This is a genomic window from Burkholderia sp. b14, from assembly GCF_900156195.1.
Classification (GTDB): Bacteria; Pseudomonadota; Gammaproteobacteria; order Burkholderiales; family Burkholderiaceae; genus Mycetohabitans.
Window position 1 is genome coordinate 711,048 of sequence record NZ_FTPJ01000002.1, and the last position, 26,825, is coordinate 737,872.

At 58.7% G+C, this 26,825-nt stretch carries 1 protein-coding gene (only partly in view); it reads right to left on the reverse strand.

All coding sequences use genetic code 11. The annotated features are described in order from the left end of the window. Positions 1-26,825 carry the 3' portion of a non-ribosomal peptide synthetase gene (locus B0B13_RS04405; RefSeq protein WP_083703618.1) on the reverse strand. Its footprint extends 3,151 nt past the window's final position, so only the last 26,825 of its 29,976 coding nucleotides appear in the window; the start codon falls outside the window, past its right edge; the stop codon is at positions 1-3.

Consider the following 26,825-nt stretch of genomic DNA (forward strand, 5'->3'; position numbering starts at 1 on the left):
TTACCGTACTGCATCAGCCTCTCCTTGGATTTGTTTATCTGCCAGTTCACTCAATTTACGAGCTAAAATTTCGCCAATTACCGCCGCTGGTTCCTGCCTGAGCATTGCTCCGTGGCTACAGTGCACATCGTAGACTTCTATATTTCCAAGTATGTAGGGCTTCCATACATCAGGGGAGATTAGTACATCATATTCAGCTCCCGCTTGAGTGGCCCGGAAGAATATCGCATTACCCGCATACACTGCCGGATGAAAATCTTTTAAAAGAAGTGGATTATTTTTTGCAATTTCAAGAGCATTTTTTAAAAAATCATCACTCATGGCTCCAATAAATTCATCACCATAATGTTCGGCGAGCGCGGCATTAACCATCGCTTGGTCAACTTCGCCTTTGCTGTCCAGCAAATACGATCCTGGAAAAATATCCAGTAAAGCTAGCAACGCCACCTTTTCACCTTGCTGTTCAAGCCGAACCGCCATGCTGTGAGCGACTATGCCTCCCAGGCTCCAACCTAACAGGTAGTAAGGTCCTTCTGGCTGAACTTGGCGAATGTGCTCTAGGTAGTCTGACACCATGTCGTCAATGCTTGACGGAAGTGGCCTTGTCCCATCAAACCCACGGGCTTGCAATCCATAGAGAGGTTGGTCGGTGTCTAGAAAACTTGACAGGCTAATGTAACTCCAACTCAAACCAAATCCAGGATGCATGCAGAAAAGAGGACGGCGACTTCCTTTAGGCTTAAGAGGAAGCAAGACAGAAAATGCGCTTTCTTGCACACTATTAAACTGGGTCAAGCGTTGTGCCAAACCAGCCACAGTGGGCGCTTCAAATAGCATACGAATGCTAGGATCAACCTTCAAAGTCTTGCGAATACGGTCAATTAAACGCATGGCCAACAACGAATGACCGCCCAGGTCGAAGAAACTGTCATCAATGCCTACACGAGGCAAATTCAGCACTTCTGCGAAAAGCTCCGCTAATGTCTGTTCGTGCGGCGTACGAGGGATACGATATTGAACCGGTGTCAAATCCGGTTCAGGCAGCGCGCGTTGATCCAGTTTGCCGTTGGGTGTTAGTGGCAACGCATCCAAACGCACGAATGCAGCCGGCACCATATAGTCGGGCAAGCGAGCGGCTACATAGGCGCGCAACGTACTAGCCAATTGCTCGTCGGCCTCGGTCACCACATACGCGACAAGCCGCTTGTTGTGGCCCTCGCCCCGCACGAGCACCACCGCATCACGCACCTGTGGGTGTTGGGCAAGGCACGCCTTGATCTCACCCAGTTCAATGCGAAAGCCGCGAACCTTGACCTGGTCATCATTGCGGCCCAAGTACTCCAAATTGCCGTCGGGTCGGTAACAAGCCAAATCGCCGGTTTTATACATCCGCGCGCCGGGCTCTGTTGAGAAAGGGTTGAGCACAAAACGCTCAGCGGTCAGATCAGGACGGTTCAAATAGCCGCGAGCCACACCGTCACCACTGATATACAGCTCGCCGACCGCACCGAGCGGGAGCGGCTGGCCGTATGCATCAAGCAAGTAGACATGGGTGTTCGCGATGGGCCGCCCAATCGGAATATTGTCCTCTGTACAGGCCACTGGACAGGTCCAAAATGTTGTACCAATGGGATTTTCAGCGGGGCCATACAAGTTATGAACTTGCGTGTCAGGCAGCAGCATTTGACACTGCTGGACAGTCGCACCGGACAGTGCTTCGCCACCGCAAATCAAATGCTTCACCGATGTGCAGCGCTGAACACCCTCAGTATCCAAGAAAATGCTGAGCATGGAGGGTACAAAGTGAACCGTCGTGATGCGCTCCCGGACAATGAGATCCCTCAAGGCAACAGGGTCTTTATGAACGTCGGCGTCTGCTATCACAAGGGTGGCGCCATTGAGCAACGTCCAAAAAAGCTCCCAAATTGATACATCGAAGTTAAAGGGTGCTTTTTGGAGAACGCGATCGGCAGGTCTTAGACCGTAACCTCGCTGTCGGTCGATCAGCGCCTGGTCTTCATTTAACGTACCGTGAGGCTTTGTAGCCTCCAGTAAGCGTGCAATTTGCACATGCTCGATCATCACGCCCTTCGGCGTGCCGGTGGAACCAGACGTGTAGATGACATAGGCAAGATGACGAGGCGTCAGTTCGGCTACCCGCGGGTTGGGTGCCGCTTGATCGAGCGATGCATCGAGCTCAAGTACGGTTCGGCACGCAAGCGCCGCTTCCCCCAATGTGGCCCTACCCGTTGCATCAGCGAGTACGATCGTTGGCGCTGCATCATTCAGAATATGCGCGAGGCGCTCGGACGGATACGCGGGATCAAGTGGCACACACGCGCCGCCCGCCTTCATGATCGCCAATAGTCCCACGACCATTGCCGGTGAACGTTCGACACAAATCGCCACTCGGGCATCCGGCTTGACACCCAATTCAACGAGCCGATGCGCGAGGCAGTTGGCTCGTGCGTTCAATTGCGCATAGCTCAGCGTCTGCGCTTCATACACCAGTGCAGTGGCTTCCGGGCTGCGCTCCACTTGTGCCTCGAACACCTGATGAACGCACTGGTCGGCTGGGTAGGGAGACGCTGTCGCATTCCATGTCTGAAGCAGTAACTGACGCTCATCCGGATCCAGCATTTGAAGCGTTGCCACCGGTTGCTGTGGGTAGGCCACCATCGCCTGCAACATCGTCTTTAGATACCCTATGTGCCGCTCAATTGTCGTAGGATCAAACAATGCACTCGCATAGCACAATGCCCCAATAATCTCTTCGCCTGCTTCATACAAATGCATTTCCAGGTCAAACCTGACCACGTCGTAATCGAGCCCAGCAGGCATGATGTCCAGTCCAGGTAGACGCCACTGTCCTGTTTCGTTACTCTGCCAGGCGAACAACACCTGAAACAGCGGCGTATGCTCGAGCCGACGCGGTGGCTGCACGATCTCGACCACTTGCTCGAACGGCAGATCTTGATGCGCCTGCGCGTCCAGCGTCGTGCACCGCACGCGCTTAAGCAGTTCGCTCGTATTAGGCTCGCCCGATAAGTCGACACGCAACGCCAGCGTATTGACAAAGAAGCCAATCAACGGCTCGATCGCAGCATGTCCTCGATTGGCACTGGGCGTGCCAATGACCAAATCATCCTGGCCTGACAGGCGCGCGAGCACCGCGCTCCACGCGGCAAGCACTGTCATAAATAGCGTCGTGCCATGCTCCGCGCTTAAGCGCTTAAGTGCTTGCGTGGTCGATGCATCGATCTGCACCGGCACGTGTGCACCAGCAAACGACTGTTGCGCCGGGCGCGGCCGGTCCGTCGGGAGTTCCAGCAGCACCGGCGCATCGGCCAGTGTCCTACGCCAGTAGTCGCTCTGCGTTTGAAGCCGCTCGCCCGACAGCCACCGACGCTGCCAGGCGGCGTAATCTGGATACTGGATCGCCAGCGCTGGCAGGGGATCAACTTGGCCGGCTGCGCTTGCCGCATACAATGCACTGAGTTCTCGCACTAACACGCCAATCGACCAGCCATCCGACACGATATGGTGCTTTGTCAGCATCAGTACGTGCTCATCGTCAGCTAATTGGATCACGCATGCGCGCATCAGCGGGCCGCGCGCCAGATCGAACGGCGCACACGCTTCATCGGCGCTCAAACGCGCCAGCTGCGCGTCGGCATCAGACACGCCACGCAGATCATGCCAGTGCAGTGGCACGCCCGTGTCAGCCGGTAGCAGCTGCACCTGTGGCTGACCCTCGATACTCACGAACACCGAGCGCAGTGCTTCGTGGCGCGCGAACAGCGCATCCAGCGCTTGTTGCCATGCGGCCCGATCGAACACTCCCTGCACACGCAGCGCAAGCGGCATGTGATAAGTACCACTGACCCCATCGAGCTGCGAGAGGAACCATAGTCGCTGCTGCGCGAACGACAGCGACAAGCTGTCTTCGCGTGAGATCGGTGTGATCTCAGGCAATGCGTTGGCTGACTGATTCAACTGCGCACTCACCGCCGCCGCGAACGCGGCCAGCGTCGGCGACGCGAATAAGCTTGTCAGCGGCATTTCAGCACCGAGCGCCCTGACCCGGTTCATCAACCGCACCGCCAGCAGCGAGTGCCCTCCGAGAGCAAAGAAGCTGTCATGCCGGCTAACACGCTCGATGCCCAATAGCTGCGACCAGATCGTCGCGAGCGTGGCCTCCAACTCACCTTGCGGTGCTTCATACGCTTGATGCGCGAGTGCGTCGGCGTCTGGCTCAGGTAGCGCACGTCGATCGAGCTTGCCATTAGGCGTCAACGGCAGCGCATCCAACCGCACAAACGCGGCTGGCACCATGTAATCAGGCAGCTGTGTCGCGACATAGTGGCGAACGTCTGCAAAGGAATCAAAGCTGGCCGGTTGGTTCGCGTAGCTGAATGGTGATGCTTGAGCGTCGTCCGAAGGCCGAAGGTACACATCGGTGGGCATCGCTTGGGCCATCTCGCTGGCTTGCACGAACACGACGTCCATGCAAGCAAGGGCATCATATTCTGACCAAGTGATGCCAACCCAGTATCCGAGTGATCCTCCTAGAGCGGAAAATGCCTCAGGCTCCAATCCGATCGTTTGCGCGTCGCCGGTCATGAGCTGACGCTGAATTAGACCGATATCATCGCTATGCTCAAGCGCCTGCATCGCCTCTATCTCTAGCGCTAGCCGGGCATTTGGCACACCCGTGATGCGCAGCTGGGCGGGACGCTCCGTCGCAAGCAATGTCTGTAGCGCCTCGATCTCGACTATCCCGCGTCCCCAACGCAGCTGCGGCGCATGAGCAAGCGACAATGTGTTGACGGGCCCTTTGCGCAACACCACGTCGTAGCGATAGCGGCTCAATTCATTATCGTAATCACGGCGCTTAAGCTCGATATCGACCGCCGCAATCGTGTCGATGCTGTCCGGCAGTGCGCTGAAGAAAGCGGGCGCTAGCAGCAGCTCTTTTTCGGCAAGCAGCGCTTGCTGGATACGCCGCCCGACGCTCGACCTGTCGTCGGTGGCCGAATCGGCTTGGTGCAACTGCACCGCGGTAGTAAAACAGTTCAGCAGGTTAAGGTTGCGCACGTCACCGATGAAAACACGCCCACCGGGCACCAGCAGGTCCATCGCTTGGCGGACCACCTCCATTAAATAGCTGGCACTGGGGAAATATTGCACCACCGAGTTGATCACGATGGTATCGAAATACCCTGACGGTAAGCCCTCGGTGATATGCGCAGCCTGTGTGCGTAATTGGACATGGGAGGCCAGTTCCGGCTGCTGCGCCAACTGAGCGCGTAATGTCTCGATGGAAGGCGCGGAAAAGTCCGTGCCCCAATACGCGTCACAATGCGGCGCCAGGTGTGCGAGTAGCAGTCCCGTGCCTACGCCAATCTCCAGCACTCGCCGTGGTTGCAGCGCACGAATACGCTCAACCGCATCGGCGCGCCACGCTTGCATCGCCGACAACGGAATCGGCTGGCCATCGTAGCTGCTCTTCCAAATGTTGAAGTTTTCACCAAAGGAATAGTCTGCGTCGTCTTGATAATACGTATCGTAGACCTTCTGCCATTCTTCGACTTGGTTTGCCTCCGTCGCGAGATCTCGCTCGGCAGGGGCTTCATCGAGTACGATGTAACTCACCAGCTGCGTATCGCCTGCCCGATCCTCTCGAGCGATCACCGCAGCTTGCGCCACGCCCGGGTGACGCTGCAGCACCGCCTCAATCTCGCCCGGCTCAACCCTAAAGCCTCGAATCTTGACTTGCTGGTCCGCCCGGCCAATAAACTCCAGCGCGCCATCCGAGCGCCAATACGCCAGATCGCCCGTCCGGTACAGCCGCGCACCGCTCGCATCGAATGGGTGAGCAATGAAGCGCTCGGCGGTCAGCCCCGGTCGATTGAAGTAGCCCCTGGCTACGCCCTCACCGGCTATATACAATTCCCCCACGACACCCACCGGCGCCGGACGCAAGCACGCGTCCAACACGTAAGCCGTGGCATTATCCAGCGGCGTGCCGATCGGCATCGACGCTTGCGCCTGATACGGTGCCTCGATCAGATGGCACGTGGCAATGGTCGTCTCGGTCGGTCCATATCCGTTGATAAAGCGCAGGGTTGGACAGTGCTCAAGCACGCGCTGCGCCGCCGCGGCGGAGACAATATCGCCGCCCACCGTCAGCTGACGCACGCTGCGCAAATAGCTCAAGTCACCTTCGGCCATCACTTGAAACAGCCCTGCGCTCAACCATAGCGCGCTCACCTGATGCGCTCGGATAGTCTCTTGCAGCACATGCACGTCCAACTCACCCGGCGGCACAATGACGGCCTGACCACCACAGAGCAGCGGCGTCCACAGCTCATATGTGGACACGTCAAAGGCGTGCGACGAATGCAGCAGCACGCGATCGCGCACGGCGGACAAGCGCCGGTCTAAGGCCATATAGCGCACCGTGCGATGCACAATGCCCACCCCTTTGGGTTGACCAGTCGAACCCGACGTGTACATCAAATACGCCAGTTGCTCGGGTGAGCACGCCACCGTAGGGTTATCGCTTGGCTCCTGAGCGAGTGACGCATCGGCATCAACGGCAATGACATGCGCACTGAACGCATCGCAGCGCGCTTGCAATGGGCGATCCGTCAGCACGATGGGCGTGCATGTTTCACCCAATAACGTGTGCAGCCGGCTATCAGGCCATTGTTCGTTCAGCGGCATATAGACGCCGCCGGCTTTAAGGATGGCCAGCGCTGTCACCACGCGCTCGGGCGAGCGTTGCATTAGCACGGCCACTGGCGTCTCCGCCACCACCCCCAACCGGATCAGCCGGTGGGCCAAACGGTTTGCCTGGGCATTGAGTGCCGTGTAACTAATTCGCTGTTCTTTAAAGAGAAGTGCAATGACTTCAGGTGTTGTAGCTACCTGCTCTTCGAACAACTGGTGCACGCACCGATGCGACGGATCATCGCACTGCGTCATATTCCATGTTTCGAGCAGCAAGGTTCGTTCGTCTTCGGGCATCACCTCCAGTTGCTGAACCGGTTTGTCATGCGCATGCTCGAGTGCTTCGACAAGGCTTTCCAATGCCCGCTGCATATACCCGCACACACGATTTGGATCGAGTGGCTGCGCCACTTGGCAGCCCAAGCTTAAAATTTGCTTAGAATCGTCCACTGCCAATGTCAGCGGATAATTAGTACGCTCCTCTGCGCTTAATAACTCGACACCGTCGACCATCAAGCTGTCAGCCAAAGGCGCCACATTATGCCGATAGTTGAGTAGCGCACTAAACAGTGGCTTGCCTGTCGGCACTCCACTGCAGCGCTGCGCAAGTGCCAACGACGCATGTTCGTGTTCGAGCAGTGCGGCCAAGCGCGCGTGTGTGTTTCGCACACTGTGCTCAACATTACCGTACAAATCCACACGCAGCGGCAACGTATTAATGAACAGCCCCATCGCACTGTCCGCGCCGTCCCCTCCTTGCATCCGCCCAAACAGCACCGTGCCAAACACCACTTGCTGCCGGCCAATCGCACGCGCCAATACTTGCGCCCACGCCAAATGGCACAAGCTAGCTAAACTCACGCCCAAGTTTCTGGCCTGTGCGCGCAGTCGATCGTTTAACTCTTGTGGCAGCGCTCGGCGCGCCTCGGCGATTTGACTACCATCGCAATGTACATCCTCTAACCCGAACGGCAGCGTGGGTTCCTCCACGTCAGCCAGCATGTCAGTAAAGAAGCGCGCATGCTCCTCTTCACTTACACCCAGGCGGGTCTGCGCGACCAGGTTACGGAACGGTTGGGCTGGTGGCAATGTGTCGCCCCGTCCTTCAATGAAAGCCTGCACTTCATTATTAATGACTTCTAGTGTCGAATGATCGTTGATTAAATGATGCACCAATTCGACTAATAACCAGCGGCCATCGCTGTCTCGCGCAACGGCGAAATGTATCAGGGGAGCTTGAGTTAAATCGATGCGATGCCGACGAGGATTAAAGCGCTGGGCCAGTTGCTCGGTGATCGGCCCGTCAGCCGGATCCAACGCAAGTTCAGTAATCGGTAGCGACACGTCACGCCAGACGACCTGGGCAGGCGTGGACATATCTTCCCAGATAAACGCGGTGCGCAAAATATCGTGGCGATCGACGACATGCCGAACTGCATCAAGGTAGCAATCGAGCCGTTCCCGATTGGCAAAGGCCTTTTGAAAGATCAATAGATAGGGATCACCGTCGCTAGCCAGTAGATGGTGAAATAAAATACCGTCTTGCAGCGGTGACAATGCATAAATATCTTGGATATTTGCCACCCCACCCGGCACCTGCGCGACGATCCGATCGATGTCAGCTTGGGTCAGGTCAATCAGTGGCAGCATCTCCGGTGTCAGCGTGGTCGTGTCAGGGGTGATCGCATTCGGAGGCACCGCCACTTCACGGTGCTGACCCAGCGATTGAGCCAACGCACTCAACGTGGGTCTGTCAAATAGCGCACGTACAGACACCCCCAGACCAATACGGCGCAGGCGCTCAATCAAGCGCACCGCCAACAGCGAATGGCCCCCGAGTGCAAAGAAGCTATCATGCCGACCCACACGCTCCACTTCGAGCAATTCGGCCCAGATTTGGGCCAGCGTGCTCTCCCATTCGCCTCGCGGCGCTTCATAAACATGATGCGCGAGTGCACCAGCATCTGGCTCAGGTAACGCGCGCCGATCCAGCTTGCCATTGGCCGTCAACGGCAACGCATCCAACCGCACAAATGCAGCCGGCACCATATACTCGGGCAAGCGAGCAGCCACATGCGTGCGCAGCTCGCTAACCAGCTGCTCATCGGCCTCCGCCACCACGTACGCGACCAGCCGCTTCTCCACGCCTTCGCCCCGCACAAGCACCACCGCATCGCGCACCTGCGCGTGTTGCACCAGGCACGCCTCGATCTCACCGGGCTCAATGCGAAAACCGCGGATCTTGACCTGCTCATCGTTGCGCCCGACAAACTCTAGGTTTCCATCCGGCAAATAACGCGCCAGATCGCCCGTCTTATACATTCGCGCATCCGCTTCATCTGAGAACGGATCACGCACAAAGCACTCGGCAGTCAGCTCCGGGCGGTTCAGATAGCCCTGTGCAACCCCTGCACCACCAATGTACAGCTCGCCAACTGCACCTAGCGGCACCGGCTGGCCGTGTGCATCGAGCAGATAAACTTGGGTGTTTGCAATCGGCCGACCAATCGGAATATTGACGTTGCCCTCGGGCACCGCCGTGATCCTATAAGTCGTCGCAAATGTAGTGCTCTCGGTCGGGCCGTAACCGTTGATCAACTGTTGAGGAGGCGAATCGCGCAGCACTTGCGCCACCACGCTCGCATCTAGTGCATCGCCTCCGACAATCAAGGCCTTGAGTTGGGGAAAGACTGGGCCCAATTCCACGGCCATTTGATTGAACAAACCCACGGTCAACCACAAAACACTAATACGCTGTTCGCGCAACGTTTGCGCAAACAGCGCTGGCGTCAGTACCGTGTCATGATCGATTACAACCGCCGCCGCGCCATTTAATAACGGCGCCCAGACTTCAAAGGTGCTTGCGTCAAAAGCTGGATTGGCCGCCAATGCGATGCGATCATCCGCTCCAACATCAACATAGCCATTGTTGATCACTAGCCGCGCGATCGCTCGGTGCGGCACCCGTACGCCCTTGGGCATACCGGTGGAACCCGACGTGTACATCACATAAGCCGTATCAACACTGCAGCCGGCCGGTTGTGGGCACGTCGTTGGAAAGTGCTCAGTTTGCGCTTTATCTGACAAGTCCAGACGCATTAGCGCTGTGGGCAGCGCAGCCGCACCTTCGGTGTGCGCATCAGTGAGCAACAACTGCGCTGCACAATCGCTTACGATCCAGCTTTGTCGCTCTGTGGGCGCGCGCGGATCAATCGGTACGTAAGCTGCACCTGCCTTGAGGATGGCTAGCTGCGCAACCACCAAATCAATTGAGCGCTCAAGCAGCGTGGCAACAGAGTGCCCGGGTTCAACGCCCAGATCGATAAGCCGATGCGCGAGGCGGTTGGCCTCTGCATTGAGCTGCGCATAGCTAAGCACCTGGTCCTGATACACCAGCGCCGTCGCCTCGGGTGTGCGCGCCACCTGGTCTTCGAATAACTGGTGCACACACCGGTGTGCCGGATACTCGCGCTGTGTCGCATTCCATGTCTGAAGCAGTAACTGACGCTCATCCGGATCCAGCATTTGAAGCGTTGCCACCGGTTGCTGTGGGCAGGCTACCATCGCCTGCAACATCGTCGTCAGATATCCCACGTGCCGTTCGATCGTCTCGGGGTCAAACAGCGCACTCGCATAGTGCAACGACCCAATAATCTCCTCACCTGCTTCATACAGATGCATTTCCAGGTCGAACCTGACCATGTCGTAATCAAGCTCTCCAGGCGTGACGTCCAGCCCAGGTAAGCGCCACTGCCCTGTCTCATTGCTCTGCCACGCGAACATCACCTGAAACAGCGGCGTATGCTCGAGCCGACGCGGTGGCTGCACAATCTCCACGACCTGCTCGAACGGCAAATCTTGATGCGCCTGCGCGTCCAGCGTCGTGCGCCGCACGCGCTCAAGTAACTGCGTTGTCGTCGGCTCGCCTTCTAAATTTACGCGCAACGCCAGCGTATTGACAAAAAAGCCAATCAACGGCTCGATTGCGGCATGCCCCCGGTTCGCGCTGGGCGTACCAATGACCAGATCCTGCTGGCCCGACAAGCGCGCGAGCACCGCGCTCCACGCGGCAAGTACCGTCATGAACAGCGTCGCGCCATGCTCACCGCTCAAGCGCTTCAGTGCACGAGTGGTTCGCGCATCGATCTGCACCGGTACATGCGCGCCGGCAAACGACTGTTGCGCCGAGCGCGGCCGGTCTGTTGGTAGTTCCAGCAACACCGGCGCATCGGCCAGCGTCGTGCGCCAGTAGTCGCTCTGCGCTTGAAGCCGCTCACCCGATAGCCACTGACGCTGCCAGGCCGCATAGTCCGGATACTGGATCGCCAGCGGTGGCAGCGGATCGACTTGGCCGGCTGCGCTTGCCGCGTACAATGCACTCAACTCGCGCACCAGCACGCCAATCGACCAGCCGTCCGACACAATATGGTGCTTTGTCAGCACCAGTACGTGCTCGTCGTCGGCTAATTGGATCACGCACGCGCGCATCAGCGGACCACGCGCCAGATCAAACGGTGCGCTCGCTGCACCGCGACTTAAGCGCGCTAGTTGCGCTTCGACATCCAGCGCTTTGCGCAGGTCATGCCAGTGCAGCGGCACGCTGGCATCGGCGGGCAACAGCTGCACTTGCGGCTGACCCTCGACACTCACGAACGTCGAGCGCAGCGCCTCGTGGCGCGCGAACAGCGCATCCAGCGCTTGTTGCCATGCGGTCCGGTTCAGTGGCCCATGCAAATGCAGGATAAGCGGAATATGATAATTAGAACTTGTCTCATCAAGTTGTGTGAGAAACCATAGCCGCTGCTGCGCGAATGACAGCGGCAAGCTGCCTTCGCGCGAGATCGGTGTGATCTCAGGCAATGCGTTGGCTGACTGGTTCAGCTGCGCACTCACCGCCGCCGCGAACGCGGCCAGCGTCGGCGACGCGAATAAGCTTGTCAGCGGCATTTCAGCACCGAGCGCCCTGACCCGGTTCATCAACCGCACCGCCAGCAGCGAATGGCCACCCAAGGCAAAGAAGCTATCATGCCGGCTGACACGCTCGGCGCCCAATAGCTGCGCCCAGATCGTCGCGAGCGTGGCCTCCAACTCACCTTGCGGTGCTTCATACGCTTGATGCGCGAGTGCGTCGGCGTCTGGCTCAGGTAGCGCACGTCGATCGAGCTTGCCATTAGGCGTCAACGGCAGCGCATCCAACCGCACAAAGGCAGCCGGCACCATGTAATCAGGCAGCTGTGTCGCGACATAGTGGCGAACGTCTGCAAAGGGATCAAAACTGGCCGGTTGATTCGCGTAGCTGAATGGTGATGCTTGAGCGTCGTCCGAGGGCCGAAGGTACACATCGGTGGGCACCGCTTGGGCCATCTCACTGGCTTGTACAAATACAACATCCAAGCAGGCGTGGGCATCATGCTCTGACCACGTGATGCCGACCCAATAGCCAAGCGACTCACCCAACGCAGAGAAGCCCTCTGGTTCCAGTCCAATCGCCTGTGCGTTGCCGGTCATGAACTGACGCTGAATTAGACCGATATCATCGCTATGCTCAAGCGCCTGCATCGCTTCTATCTCCAGCGCTAGCCGGGCATTCGGCACACCCGTGATGCGCAGCTGGGCGGGACGCTCCGTCGCAAGCAATGTCTGTAGCGCCTCGATCTCGACTATCCCGCGTCCCCAACGCAGCTGTGGCGCATGAGCAAGCGACAATGTGTTGACGGGCCCTTTGCGCAACACCACGTCGTAGCGATAGCGGCTCAATTCATTATCGTAATCACGGCGCTTAAGCTCGATATCGACCGCCGCAATCGTGTCGATGCTGTCCGGCAGTGTGCTGAAGAAAGCGGGCGCTAGTAGCAGCTCTTTTTCGGCAAGCAGCGCTTGCTGGATACGCCGCCCGACGCTCGACCTGTCGTCGGTAGCCGAATCGGCTTGGTGCAACTGCACCGCGGTAGTAAAACAGTTCAGCAGGTTAAGGTTGCGCACGTCACCGATGAAAACATGCCCACCGGGCACCAGCAGGTCCATCGCTTGGCGGACCACCTCCATTAAATAGCTGGCACTGGGGAAATATTGCACCACCGAGTTGATCACGATGGTATCGAAATACCCTGACGGTAAACCCTCGGTGATATGCGCAGCCTGTGTGCGCAATTGAACATGAGAGGCCAGTTCCGGCTGCTGCGCCAACTGAGCGCGTAATGTCTCGATGGAAGGCGCGGAAAAGTCCGTGCCCCAATACGCTTCACAATGCGGCGCCAGGTGCGCGAGTAGCAGTCCCGTGCCTACGCCAATCTCCAGCACCCGCCGCGGTTGCAGCGCACGAATACGCTCAACCGCATCGGCGCGCCACGCTTGCATAGCCGACAACGGAATCGGCTGGCTATCGTAGCTACTCTTCCAGACACTAAAATCCTCGCCGAAAGGATAATCTTGTTCATGACTGTAATAGGCATCGTAGACGCTTTGCCATTCGTCGACTTGGTTTGCCTCTTCTGCAAAATCAGATTGATGAGAAGTATCGCCAAGCACAACATAGCCAACTAACTGCTTATCTCCCAAACGATTTTCGCGCGCGATAACAGCAGCTTGCGCCACAGCAGGGTGACGTTGAAGAACCGCCTCGATTTCACCCGGCTCAATCCGGTAACCGCGAATCTTGACTTGCTGGTCACCGCGACCAACAAACGCCAAATTGCCATCGGGCCGATAGCGAGCCAGGTCACCCGTCTTGTACATGCGCGCGTCGGGCGCACCCAAGAACGGATTAGGTACAAAGCGCTCAGCCGTCAATTCTGGACGGTTCAGATAGCCACGAGCGACACCGGCTCCGCCGATGTAAATCTCACCGACCGCGCCTAGCGGCACCGGCTGGCCATACGTGTCCAGTAGATAAACTTGCGTGTTCGCAATTGGCCGGCCGATGCTCTCGACCAAGGGTTCGCCACGCTGAATCGACAGCCAGGTCGAATAGGTCGTACTTTCTGAAGGTCCGTAGAGGTTGCACAGCCGCTGAACCGATGACTGCTCAAAAATCCGCTCAATCAAGGGCTCTGTCAACGGCTCGCCTGCCAAATTAATTGTGGCTACTGACGATAGGCTCGCCCGATGCTCCAGCAAAGACTGCACCGCAGAAGGTACCGTATTGATCAGCGAAACCGGCTGAGAATAATTGAGCAAAGCCAATGCATCATCGACTAAGTGAAAAGTTGAGCCTTGCACCAGCGGCACAAAGCATTCAAAGACAGAAAGATCGAAATTGATCGAGGTCGCAAACAGCGTGTGCCGTGTTTGCGCTGGACTAAACGTTTTTATTGCCCAGCACAAGAAATTGCTCGCTTGCGCATGTTCGATCATGACACCCTTCGGGGTGCCAGTAGAACCCGACGTATAAATCACGTACGCAAGGTTTCGGGCGGTGAGGTCCAACACCGACGGATTAGTATGCGCCAGCGACGGCAACTGATTGGGATCGAGTACGGGCTGTAAAGCGAGTGCCGCCTCGCCCAGTACGGCCTGGCCAGCCGCATCGGCCAACACGATCATTGGTGCGGCATCGGCAAGAATATGCGCGAGGCGCTCGGACGGATACGCAGGATCGAGCGGCACATACGCGCCGCCCGCTTTCAGAATCGCCAATAGCCCCACGACCATTGCCGGCGAGCGCTCGACACAGAGCACCACTCGGGTATCTGGCTTGACGCCCAATTCAATGAGCCGATGCGCGAGACGGTTGGCCCGGGCGTTCAATTGCGCATAGCTCAGTGTCTGCGCTTCATACACCAGTGCAGTGGCTTCCGGGCTGCGCTCCACCTGCGCCTCGAACAACTGATGAATGCATTGGGGGGCTGGATAGGGAGCCGCCGTCGCGTTCCATGTCTGAAGCAGCAACTGACGCTCATCCGCTCCCAGCATCTGCAGTGTTGCCACCGGTTGCTGTGGGCAAGCCGCCATCGCCTGCAACATCGTCTTCAGATACCCTACGTGCCGCTCGATCGTCGTGGGGTCAAACAGCGCACTCGCATAATGTAACGAACCAGTGATCTGCTCACCTGCCTCATACAAGTGCAGCTCAAGGTCGAACCTAGCAATGTCGTAATCAAGATCGTCAAGCGTGACGCCCAGATTCGGCAGTCGCCATTGCGCTAGCTCACCACTCTGCCACGCAAACATCACCTGAAACAGTGGCGTGTGATTGAGCCGGCGCATCGGCTGCACGATCTCGACCACTTGTTCAAACGGCAAATCTTGATGCGCCTGCGCGTCCAGCGTCGTGCGCCGCACGCGCTCGAGCAGTTGCGCGGTCGTCGGCTCATCCTCCAGATTGACGCGCAACGCTAACGTATTGACAAAGAAGCCAATCAACGGCTCGATCGCAGCATGCCCCCGGTTGGCGCTGGGCGTGCCAATGACCAAATCATCTTGGCCCGACAGACGCGCGAGCACCGCGCTCCACGCCGCGAGCACCGTCATAAACAGGGTCGTACCGTGCTCAGCGCTTAAGCGCTTCAGTGCACGCGTGGTTCGCGCATCGATCTGCACCGGCACGTGCGCGCCGGCAAATGATGGCTGAGACGGGCGCGGCCGATCTGTCGGTGGTTCCAGCAGCACCGGCGCGTCCGCGAGCGTCATGCGCCAGTAATCGCTCTGTGTTTGAAGCCGCTCGCCCGACAGCCACTGACGCTGCCAGGCCGCGTAATCCGGATACTGGATCGTCAGCGCTGGCAGGGGATCGACTTGCGCCCCCACGCTCGCGGCGTACAGCACGCTTAACTCGCGCACGAGCACGCCAAACGACCAGCCGTCCGACACGATATGGTGCATCGTGAGCACTAACCTGTGCTCGTTATCGGCCAATTGGATGCCACACGCGCGGATCAGCGGCCCCTGCACCAGATCAAACGGTGCGTGCGCTGCATCGCGACTTAAGCGTGTCAGCTGCGCGTCGGCATCCGGCACGCCGCGCAGATCATGCCAGTGCAGCGGCACGCCTGTGCCGGCTGGCCACAACTGCACCCGCGGCTGACCGTCGACACTGACAAACGTCGAGCGCAGCGCTTCGTGGCGTGCGAATAGGGCATCCAGCGCTTGCTTCCACGCAGCCCGATCGAAAGGCCCACGCACACGCAGCACAAGCGGGATGTGATAGGTACCACTGACTCCATCGAGTTGCGCGAGAAACCATAGCCGTTGCTGCGCGAACGACAGCGGCAACGCGCCTTCGCGCGAGATCGGTGTAATCTCAGGCAATGCATTGACTGGCTGGTTCAATTGCGCACTCACCACCGCCGCGAACGCGGCCAGCGTTGGCGATGCAAAGAGGGCTGCCAGCGGCACGTCAGCACCGAGCAGCGCGCCGACTCGGTTCATTAAACGCACCACTAGCAGCGAATGGCCCCCGAGCGCAAAGAAGCCGTCATGCCGACCGATCCGCTCGACCCCGAGCAATTCGGCCCAGATCGCCGCGAGCGTCGTCTCCAGCTCACCTTGTGGCGCTTCATACGCTTGCTGCGCCAGCGAGTCAGCGTCTGGCTCAGGTAGCGCCCGCCGATCCAGCTTACCATTCGGCGTCAGTGGCAACATATCCAACCGCACAAACGCGGCCGGCACCATATACTCGGGCAAGCGAGCGGCCACATGCGCGCGCAGCTCGCTGGCCAGCGCGTCATCCGGCTCGGCCACCACGTACGCGACGAGCCGCTTGTCAATCCCCTCACCCAGCGCAAGTACTACCGCTTCTTGTACCTGCGGATGTCTAACCAGGCATGTTTTTATTTCGCCCAACTCGATTCGAAGACCTCGAATCTTGACCTGATGATCATTGCGTCCCAGAAACGCCAAATTCCCGTCAGGCCGGTAACGCGCCAAGTCACCCGTTTTATACATGCGCGCGCCCTCACGATCGCTAAACGGATCGAGCAAAAAGCGCTCGGCGGTCAGGTCGGGGCCATTCAAATAACCGCGCACGACACTTGCGCCGCTGATATACAGCTCGCCAGTCACCCCCAGCGGCACCGGCTGACCATACCGGTCCAACAGGTAAAGTCGGTTATGGGCAATGGGCCGACCAATCGGAATAGTGTCCTCCGTATACTCTGCTGGGCAAGTCCAAGCCGCCACACCAATCGTCGCTTCAGTGGGGCCATACAAGTTATGCAGTTGGGCGTGCGGTAAAAGACGCTGACAAAGCCGAACCTGCGCACTCGTGAGGGCTTCTCCCGTGCAAAGCACGCGTTTGACCGCCGTGCAGCGCTGAACTGCGTCAGTGGCGAGGAACATGCTGAGCATGGAGGGCACAAAATGAACCGTCGTGATGCGCTGCCGGATCATCAACTCCACTAACGCAGACGGATCCCTATGCACACCGGGTGCTGCCACGACGAGGGTCGCGCCATTGAGCAATGTGCAAAAGCACTCCCAGACCGACACATCGAAAGTCAAAGGCGCCTTTTGCAGGACACGATCGTCAGGCGTCAGTCCATACGCTTGCCGCATCCAAACTGGATGCTTCATCGACGCTTGATCTTTCTTCTGCGCGTCGTCCAGTTGCGTGACGTCAAATAAATGGGCTATTTGAGCATGCTCGACCATCACGCCCTTTGGTATGCCGGTCGAGCCGGACGTATAAATCACATAGGCCAGATGACGAGCGCTCAACCCAGGCACCTGTGGATTGGTGGTCGCGCGCTCTGGCAGTACGTTGGGATCGAGTACAGTGAATGAAGCCAGAACCGTGTCGCCCAGCGCAGATTGACCTGCCGCATCGGCCAGCACGATAGCCGACGCGGTATCAGCGAGAGTATGCACGAGGCGCTCGGACGGATACGCGGGATCGAGCGGCACATACGCGCCACCGGCCTTCAGAATCGCCAATAGCCCTACGACCATCGCCGGTGAACGTTCGACGCAAATCGCCACTCGAGCGTCCGGCTTGACGCCCAATTCAATGAGCCGATGCGCGAGACGGTTGGCCCGGGCGTTCAATTGTGCATAGCTCAGTGTCTGCGCTTCATACACCAGCGCAGTGGCATCGGGGCTGCGCGCCACCTGCGCCTCAAACAATTGATGAATGCACGGGTGGGCTGGGTCGGGAACTGCCGTCGTGTTCCACGCCTGAAGCAGCCACTGACGCTCATCCGCTCCCAGCATCTGCAGTGTTGCCACCGGTTGTTGTGGGCGAGCCACCATCGCCTGCAACATCGTCGTCAGATACCCGACATGTCGCTCGATCGTCGCGGGGTCAAACAACGCACTCGCATAATGCAATGACCCGGTGATCTCCTCGCCTGCTTCATACAGATGCAGTTCAAGATCAAACCTAGCGATGTCGGAATCGAGTTCGTCAGGCGTGACATCCAGCCCAGGTAAGCGCCACTGCCCGGTCTCATTGCTCTGCCACGCGAACAACACCTGAAACAACGGCGTGTGATTGAGCCGGCGCGGCGGCTGCACCACTTCAACCACTTGCTCGAACGGCAGGTCTTGATGCGCCTGCGCGTCCAGCGTCGTGCGCCGCACGCGCTCGAGCAGTTGCGCGGTCGTCGGCTCGTCCTCCAGATTGACGCGCAACACCAGCGTATTGACAAAAAAACCAATCAACGGCTCGATTGCGCGGTGCCCCCGGTTCGCGCTGGGCGTGCCAATGACCAAATCGTCCTGGCCCGACAGGCGCGCGAGCACCGCGCTCCACGCCGCAAGCACCGTCATAAATAGCGTCGTGCCATGCTCCGCGCTCAAGCGCTTCAGTGCGCGCGTAGTTTGCGCATCGATCCGCACCGGCACGTGCGCACCGGCAAACGACTGTTGTGCCGGGCGCGGCCGGTCCGTTGGTAATTCCAGCAGCACCGGCGCGTCCGCCAGCGTCGTGCGCCAGTAGTCGCTCTGCGTTTGAAGCCGCTCGCCCGACAGCCACTGACGCTGCCAGGTCGCGTAATCCGGATACTGGACCGCCAGCGGCGGCAGCGGATCGGCTTGCGCCCCCACGCTCGCGGCGTACAGCGCGCTCAACTCGCGTACCAACACGTCGATTGACCAGCCGTCCGACACAATATGGTGCTGCGTGAGCACGCACTGATAGTCATCGTCGGCGAGTTGAACGACGCATGCGCGCATCAGCGGACCGCGCGCCAAATCGAACGGCGCGTGCACTTCATCGGCGGTCAAACGCACCCGTTGCGCATCGACATCCGGCACGCCCCGCAGATCGTGCCAGTGCAGCGGCACGCCTGTGTCGGCCGGCAGCAACCGCACCTGCGGCTGTCCGTCGACGCTCACAAATATTGAGCGCAGCGCTTCGTGGCGCGCGAACAGCGCATCCAGCGCTTGTTGCCAGGCGGCCCGATCGAAAGGCCCGCGCACACGCAGCACAAGCGGGATGTGATAGGTACCCCTGACCTCATCGAGTTGCGCAAGGAACCATAGCCGTTGCTGCGCAAACGACAGCGGCAACGCGCCTTCGCGCGAGGCAGGCGTAATCTCAGGCAATGCGGTGCCTTGCTGGTTCAGCTGCGCACTCACCACCGCCGCAAACGCGGCCAGCGTCGGCGATGCAAAGAGGGCCGCAAGTGGCACGTCGGCACCGAGCGCACCCACTCGGTTCATCAACCGCACCGCCAGCAGCGAGTGGCCCCCGAGTGCAAAGAAGCTGTCGTGCCGGCCCACACGTTCGACACCCAATAGCTCCGACCAGATCGTCGCCAGCGTCAACTCCAGCTCGCCTTGCGGCGCTTCATACGCTTGATGCGCGAGCGCGTCGGCATCTGGCTCGGGTAACGCCCGCCGATCGAGCTTGCCATTGGGCGTCAACGGCAACGCATCGAGCCGCACAAAGGCAGCCGGCACCATATACTCGGGCAAGCGAGCGGCCACATACGTGCGCAACGTGCTAGCCAGCGCGTCATCCGGCTCGGCCACCACGTACGCGATAAGCCGCTTGTCCAGGCCCTCGCCTCGCACGAGCACCACCACATCGCGCACCTGTGTGTGTGCAGCCAGGCATGCCTCGATCTCTCCAGGCTCAATGCGAAAGCCGCGCATCTTAATTTGATCATCGTTGCGACCTACGTACGCCAGATTGCCGTCGGACAAATAGCGCGCCAAATCGCCCGTCTTGTACATCCGCGCATCCGGTGCATCCGAGAACGGATCGCGCACAAAGCGCTCGGCAGTCAACCCCGGACGGTTCAGGTAGCCCCGTGCCACACCTTCCCCACCAATGTACAGTTCCCCCACCGCACCGAGCGGCACCGGCTGCCCGTGCGCATCGAGCAGATAGATCTTCAGGTCTGGGATCCGTACGCCAATCGGATTACCCGCTTGCTTACTGTCCTGTTGTCGAAGCGGCCGGTAAGTCACATGCACAGTGGTTTCGGTAATCCCATACATGTTGACCAATTGCGGACGGCGTTCATCGCGCGTGGCATACCATGCCTGCAAGATGGCGGGCTCCAGCGCCTCCCCACCAAAGATCACATAGCGTAATTGATCCGATAAGGCGCTTTGTGCTTGGCTAGCGATAAAAGCCTTAAACGCACTAGGTGTTTGGTTTAATACGGTGATGCCTTGCTCACAGACCAATTGGTGAAACGCTTGGGCAGAGCGGGCAGTATGATGGGGCACAATGACCAGTTTGCCACCGTAACGTAACGCGCCCCAGAGTTCCCACACGGAAAAATCGAACGCAAACGAGTGGAATAGGCACCAGGTATCGTGCTCATTGAAGCCATACCACGAGTGGGTCGCGTCAAACAGCCGCACCACTTGCGCATGTTCGACCATCACGCCCTTGGGCGTCCCGGTCGAGCCGGACGTATAAATCACATAGGCGAGATCGTGCGCCGTCAGGCCTGACACTGACGGATTGGTATCCGCTGCCTCCGGCAGCCTATTGGGGTCAATTACCGTGCACGAGGTCAGTACAGCATCACCGAGCGCAGCGCGCCCAGCCGCATCAGCTAACACGATCGTGGGTGCGGTATCGGCGAGAATATGCGTGAGACGCTCGGACGAATACGCGGGATCGAGCGGCACATACGCACCGCCGGCCTTCAGAATCGCCAATAGCCCCACGACCATTGCCGGCGAGCGCTCGACACAGAGCACCACTCGGGTATCTGGCTTGACGCCCAATTCAATGAGCCGATGCGCGAGACGGTTGGCCCGGGCGTTCAATTGCGCATAGCTCAGTGTCTGCGCTTCATACACCAGTGCAGTGGCTTCCGGGCTGCGCTCCACCTGCGCCTCGAACAACTGATGAATGCATTGGGGGGCTGGATAGGGAGCCGCCGTCGCGTTCCATGTCTGAAGCAGCAACTGACGCTCATCCGCTCCCAGCATCTGCAGTGTTGCCACCGGTTGCTGTGGGCAGGCCGCCATCGCCTGCAACATCGTCTTCAGATACCCTACGTGCCGCTCGATCGTCGTGGGGTCAAACAGCGCACTCGCATAATGTAACGAACCAGTGATCTGCTCACCTGCCTCATACAAGTGCATTTCCAGGTCAAATCTGACCATGTCGTAATTAAGCTCACCAGGCTTGACATCCAGCTCGGGTAAGCTCCATTGCCCTATCTCGTTGTTCTGCCACGCAAACATCACCTGAAACAGCGGCGTATGATTCAATCGACGCGGCGGCTGCACGATCTCGACCACTTGCTCGAACGGCAGATCTTGATGCGCCTGCGCGTCCAGCGTCGTGCACCGCACGCGCTTAAGCAGTTCGCTCGTATTAGGCTCGCCAGATAAGTCGACACGCAACGCCAGCGTATTGACAAAGAAGCCAATCAACGGCTCGATCGCAGCATGCCCCCGGTTCGCGCTAGGCGTGCCAATGACCAAATCATCCTGACCTGACAGGCGCGCGAGCACCGCGCTCCACGCGGCGAGCACCGTCATAAATAGCGTCGTGCCATGCTCCGCGCTTAAGCGCTTAAGCGCTTGCGTAGTCGATGCATCGATCTGCACCGGCACGTGGGCACCAGCAAACGACTGTTGTGCCGGGCGCGGCCGGTCCGTCGGTAGTTCCAGCAGCACCGGCGCATCAGCCAGTGTCGCGCGCCAGTAGTCGCTCTGCGTTTGAAGCCGCTCACCCGACAGCCATTGACGCTGCCAAGCCGCGTAATCTGGATACTGGATCGTCAGCGGCGGCAGCGGATCGGCTTGCGCCCCAACGCTTACCGCGTACAATGCACTGAGTTCTCTTATCAGCACTTCAAGCGACCAGCCGTCCGACACAATATGATGCTGCGTGAACACGCACTGATAGGTGTCATCGGCGAGCTGAATGACGCATACACGCATCAGCGGTCCACGCGCCAGATCGAACGGCGCGTGCACTTCATCGGCAGTCAAACGCGACAGCTGCGCATCGGCATCGGGTACTCCACGCAAATCATGCCAGCGCAGCGGCACGCCCGTGTCAGCCGGCAACAGCTGCACCTGCGGCTGACCCTCGACGCTCACAAACGTCGAGCGCAACGCTTCATGACGGGCGAGGAGTGCATCCAATGCCTGCTGCCATGCGACTCGGTTTAATGGCCCACGCACATGCAGGACAAACGGGATATGATAGTTAGCACTGGTCTTATCAAGTTGTGCGAGAAACCATAGCCGCTGCTGCGCGAACGACAGCGGTAAGACGCCTTCGCGTGGGACCGGTGTGATCTCAGGCAGCGCACTGGTTTGCTGGTTCAGTTGCGCACTCACCACCGCCGCAAACGCGGCCAGCGTCGGCGATGCGAAGAGGGTCGCAAGCGGCACGTCGGCACCCAGCGCGCTGACTCGGTTCATCAAGCGCACCGCCAGCAGCGAATGGCCCCCGAGTGCAAAAAAGCTGTCGTGCCGACCCACACGCTCCACTTCGAGCAATTCGGCCCAGATTTGGGCCAGCGTGCTCTCCCATTCGCCTCGCGGCGCTTCATAAACATGATGCGCGAGTGCACCAGCATCTGGCTCAGGTAACGCGCGCCGATCCAGCTTGCCATTGGCCGTCAACGGCAACGCATCCAACCGCACAAATGCAGCCGGCACCATATACTCGGGCAAGCGAGCAGCCACATGCGTGCGCAGCTCGCTAACCAGCTGCTCATCGGCCTCCGCCACCACGTACGCGACCAGCCGCTTCTCCACGCCTTCGCCCCGCACAAGCACCACCGCATCGCGCACCTGCGCGTGTTGCACCAGGCACGCCTCGATCTCACCGGGCTCAATGCGAAAACCGCGGATCTTGACCTGCTCATCGTTGCGCCCGACAAACTCTAGGTTTCCATCCGGCAAATAACGCGCCAGATCGCCCGTCTTATACATTCGCGCATCCGCTTCATCTGAGAACGGATCACGCACAAAGCACTCGGCAGTCAGCTCCGGGCGGTTCAGATAGCCATGCGCAATCCCCGCGCCACCGATGTACAGCTCGCCAACTGCACCTAGCGGCACCGGCTGGCCGTGTGCATCGAGCAGATAAACTTGGGTGTTTGCAATCGGCCGGCCAATCGGAATATTGACGTTGCCCTCGGGCACCGCCGTGATCCTATAAGTCGTCGCAAATGTAGTGCTCTCGGTCGGACCATAACCGTTGATCAACTGTTGAGGAGGCGAATCGCGCAGCACTTGCGCCACCACGCTCGCATCTAGTGCATCGCCTCCGACAATCAAGGCCTTGAGTTGGGGAAAGACTGGGCCCAATTCCACGGCCATTTGATTGAACAAACCCACGGTCAACCACAAAACACTAATACGCTGTTCGCGCAACGTTTGCGCAAACAGCGCTGGCGTCAGTACCGTGTCATGATCGATCACGACCGCCGCCGCGCCATTTAATAACGGCGCCCAGACTTCAAAGGTGCTTGCGTCAAAAGCTGGATTGGCCGCCAATGCGATGCGATCATCCGCTCCAACATCAACATAGCCATTGTTGATCACTAGCCGCGCGATCGCTCGGTGCGGCACCCGCACGCCCTTGGGCATACCGGTGGAACCCGACGTGTACATCACATAGGCCGTATCAACACTACGGCCGGCCGGTTGTGGGCACGTCGTTGGAAAGTGCTCAGTTTGCGCTTTATCTGACAAGTCCAGACGCACTAGCGCTGTGGGCAGCGCAGCCGCACCTTCGGTGTGCGCATCAGTGAGCAACAACTGCGCTGCACAATCGCTTACGATCCAGCTTTGCCGCTCTGTGGGCGCGCGCGGATCAATCGGTACGTAAGCTGCACCTGCCTTGAGGATGGCCAGCTGCGCAACCACCAAATCAATCGAGCGCTCAAGCAGCATGGCAACAGAGTGCCCGGGTTCAACGCCCAAATCGATAAGCCGATGCGCGAGGCGGTTGGCCTCTGCATTGAGCTGCGCATAGCTAAGCACCTGGTCCCGATACACTAGCGCCGTCGCCTCGGGTGTGCGCGCCACTTGATCTTCGAATAACTGCTGCACACACCGGTGTGACGGATACTCACGCTGTGTCGCATTCCATGTCTGAAGCAGCAGTGCACGCTCTTCGCCAGGCAGCACTTCTAAGTGCCAAACCGGTAAGTTTGGCGAATATTCGAGCGCTTGCGTTAGGCTTTCCAGTGCCTGCTGCATATAACCACACACACGGTTTGCATCAAACGGCCGTGCCACTTGAACACTGAGCCTTAACGCTCGATCGGCATCATCCACCGACAGCGTGAGTGGGTAGTTGGTACGCCCTTCTACATCTAAAAAACCCGCACCTTCCCCCGATTGTTTATCGCCCAACCGCACCACATTGCGTCGGTAATTAAGCAGCGCGCTAAAGAGTGGCGTGCCCGCCGGCACGCCACTGCAACGCTGCGCGAGTGCCAGCGACGCATGTTCGTGTTCAAGCAACGCGGCCAAGCGTGCTTGTGTATCCCGCACGCCATCCTCAACGTTACGGTCTAGTTCCACTCTCAGCGGCAGTGTATTGATAAACGGCCCCATCGCGCTGCCCGTGCCATTGCCACCTTGCACGCGCCCGAACAATACTGTGCCAAACACCACCCGCTGCTGGCCACTCGCACGCGCGAGCACCTGCGCCCACGCCAGATGAAATAAGCTGGCCACGCTCACACCCAAACGTCTGGCTTGCGCACGCAACTGATCGTTCAATGCCTGTGACAACGCGTGCTGCGCTTCGGTCACTTGCGCGCCGTCACGATGCACATCGGCAAGCCCAAACGGCAGTGTCGGCTCATCCACGTCAGCAAGCATGTCGGTAAAGAAGCGTTCATGGGCTTCTTGACTCACGCCCAGGCGTGCCTGCGCAACCAAGTTACGGAAGGGTGAAGCCGGTGGCAAAGTATCGCCCCGACCATCCAGGAAAACCTGCACCTCGGTATGCATGGCTTCCAGTGTCGCGTGATCATCGATTAGATGGTGCACCAACTCAAATAGCAGCCAGCAACCATCGCTATCTCGCGCGATGACGAAATGCATCAACGGGGCTTGAGTTAAATCGATACGGTGACGACGAGGATTGAAGCGATGGGTCAATTGCTCGGTGGCAGATCCCTGGGCTGGGTCTAAAACAAGCTCAGTCGTCGATAGCGGAGCATGGCGCCAGACAACCTGGGCAGGTGTAGACAGTCCGTCCCACACAAAGGCCGTGCGCAAAATATCGTGACGATTAACGACCTGCCGGACCGCATCGAGGTAGTGATCGAGCGCCTGCCGATCATCAAATGATTTTTGAACCATCCGCAGATACGGGTCGCCGTCAGTGGTCAGCAAGTGGTGAAATAAAATCCCGTCCTGCAGCGGCGAAAGCGCATAAATATCTTGAATGTTCGCTACTCCACCCGGCACCTGCTCAACAATTCGATCAATGTCCGCTTGGGTCAAATCGATCAGGGGCAACATCTGCGGCGTGATTGCGGTAGTGTCGGGCGTAATCACGTTGGGCGGCACCGTCACTTCACGGTACGGGTTGAGCGATTGAGCCAGGGCAGCCAAGGTAGGCGAATCGAACAACGTGCGTACCGAGACTGTCAACCCAACACGGCGCAAGCGTTCAATCATGCGTACCGCAAGCAACGAATGACCACCCAGTGCAAAAAAGCTGTCTTGACGGCCAATACGCTCAACGCCAAGCAGTTCACGCCAGATTGCCGCGAGCGTGGTCTCAAATTCCCCTTGCGGTGCCTCATAACTTTGCTCAGACAGCGCGCTGCTTGGCGCTGGCAAGGCACGGCGGTCAAGCTTGCCGTTCGGCGTAAGCGGCAACGCATCCAGGCGCATGAAAGCGGCCGGCACCATGTATTCGGGTAGTCGTGCTGCGACATACTGACGAATATCCGCAAACTGATCTAAGCTTGTCGGGTTATTGGCATAAGCATGAGGGGATTGTCCGCTACTAGAGGAAGGCGACAGGTAGAGATCCGTAGGAATCGCGCAAGCCATGTCGCCTGTCTTTACCAGCACAATATCGATACATGCTGGAGCGGCCTGTTCCGACCATGTGACACCGACCCAATAACCCAACGATTCGCCCAATGCGTAGAAATCTTCGACATTGGGCACCATGGCTTGTGTATATCCCGTTTTGAGCCGATGCTGGATCTGTTTAAGATCACAATCGTCGTTATCAAGCGCCTGCATGGCTTCCAATTCGCACGCCAAGCGCATATTGGGCACACCGACAATACGCAGGCAGGCGGGACGTTCAGCGGCTAAATGCGTCTGCACCGCCTCAAGCGTGGTGGACTCTGCTGCCCAATGCAGCTGCGGTGCATGCGCCAGCGATAGCGTGTTGACTGGCCCTTTGCGCAGCACCACATCGTAGCGGTAACGGCTCAATTCATTATGGTAATCCCGCTGTTTGAGCTGGATATCGATCGCTGCAATCTCGTCAATCGTGCGGGGCAGCGTGCTGAAGAAGGCCGGCGCCAAACGCAATTCCTTCCTGGCCAATTGCGTTTGCTCAATCCGTTGGCGCACACTGGCATGATCATCCGTCGTGAGATCCGCCTGATGCAATTGGACGGCACTCGCAAAACACCCAAACAATCGCAGATCGAGCACATCGCCGATGAAAAGCGCGCCTCCCGGCGCAAGTAGCGCCATAGCCTGGCGTAATACATCAATTAAATAGTCCGTAT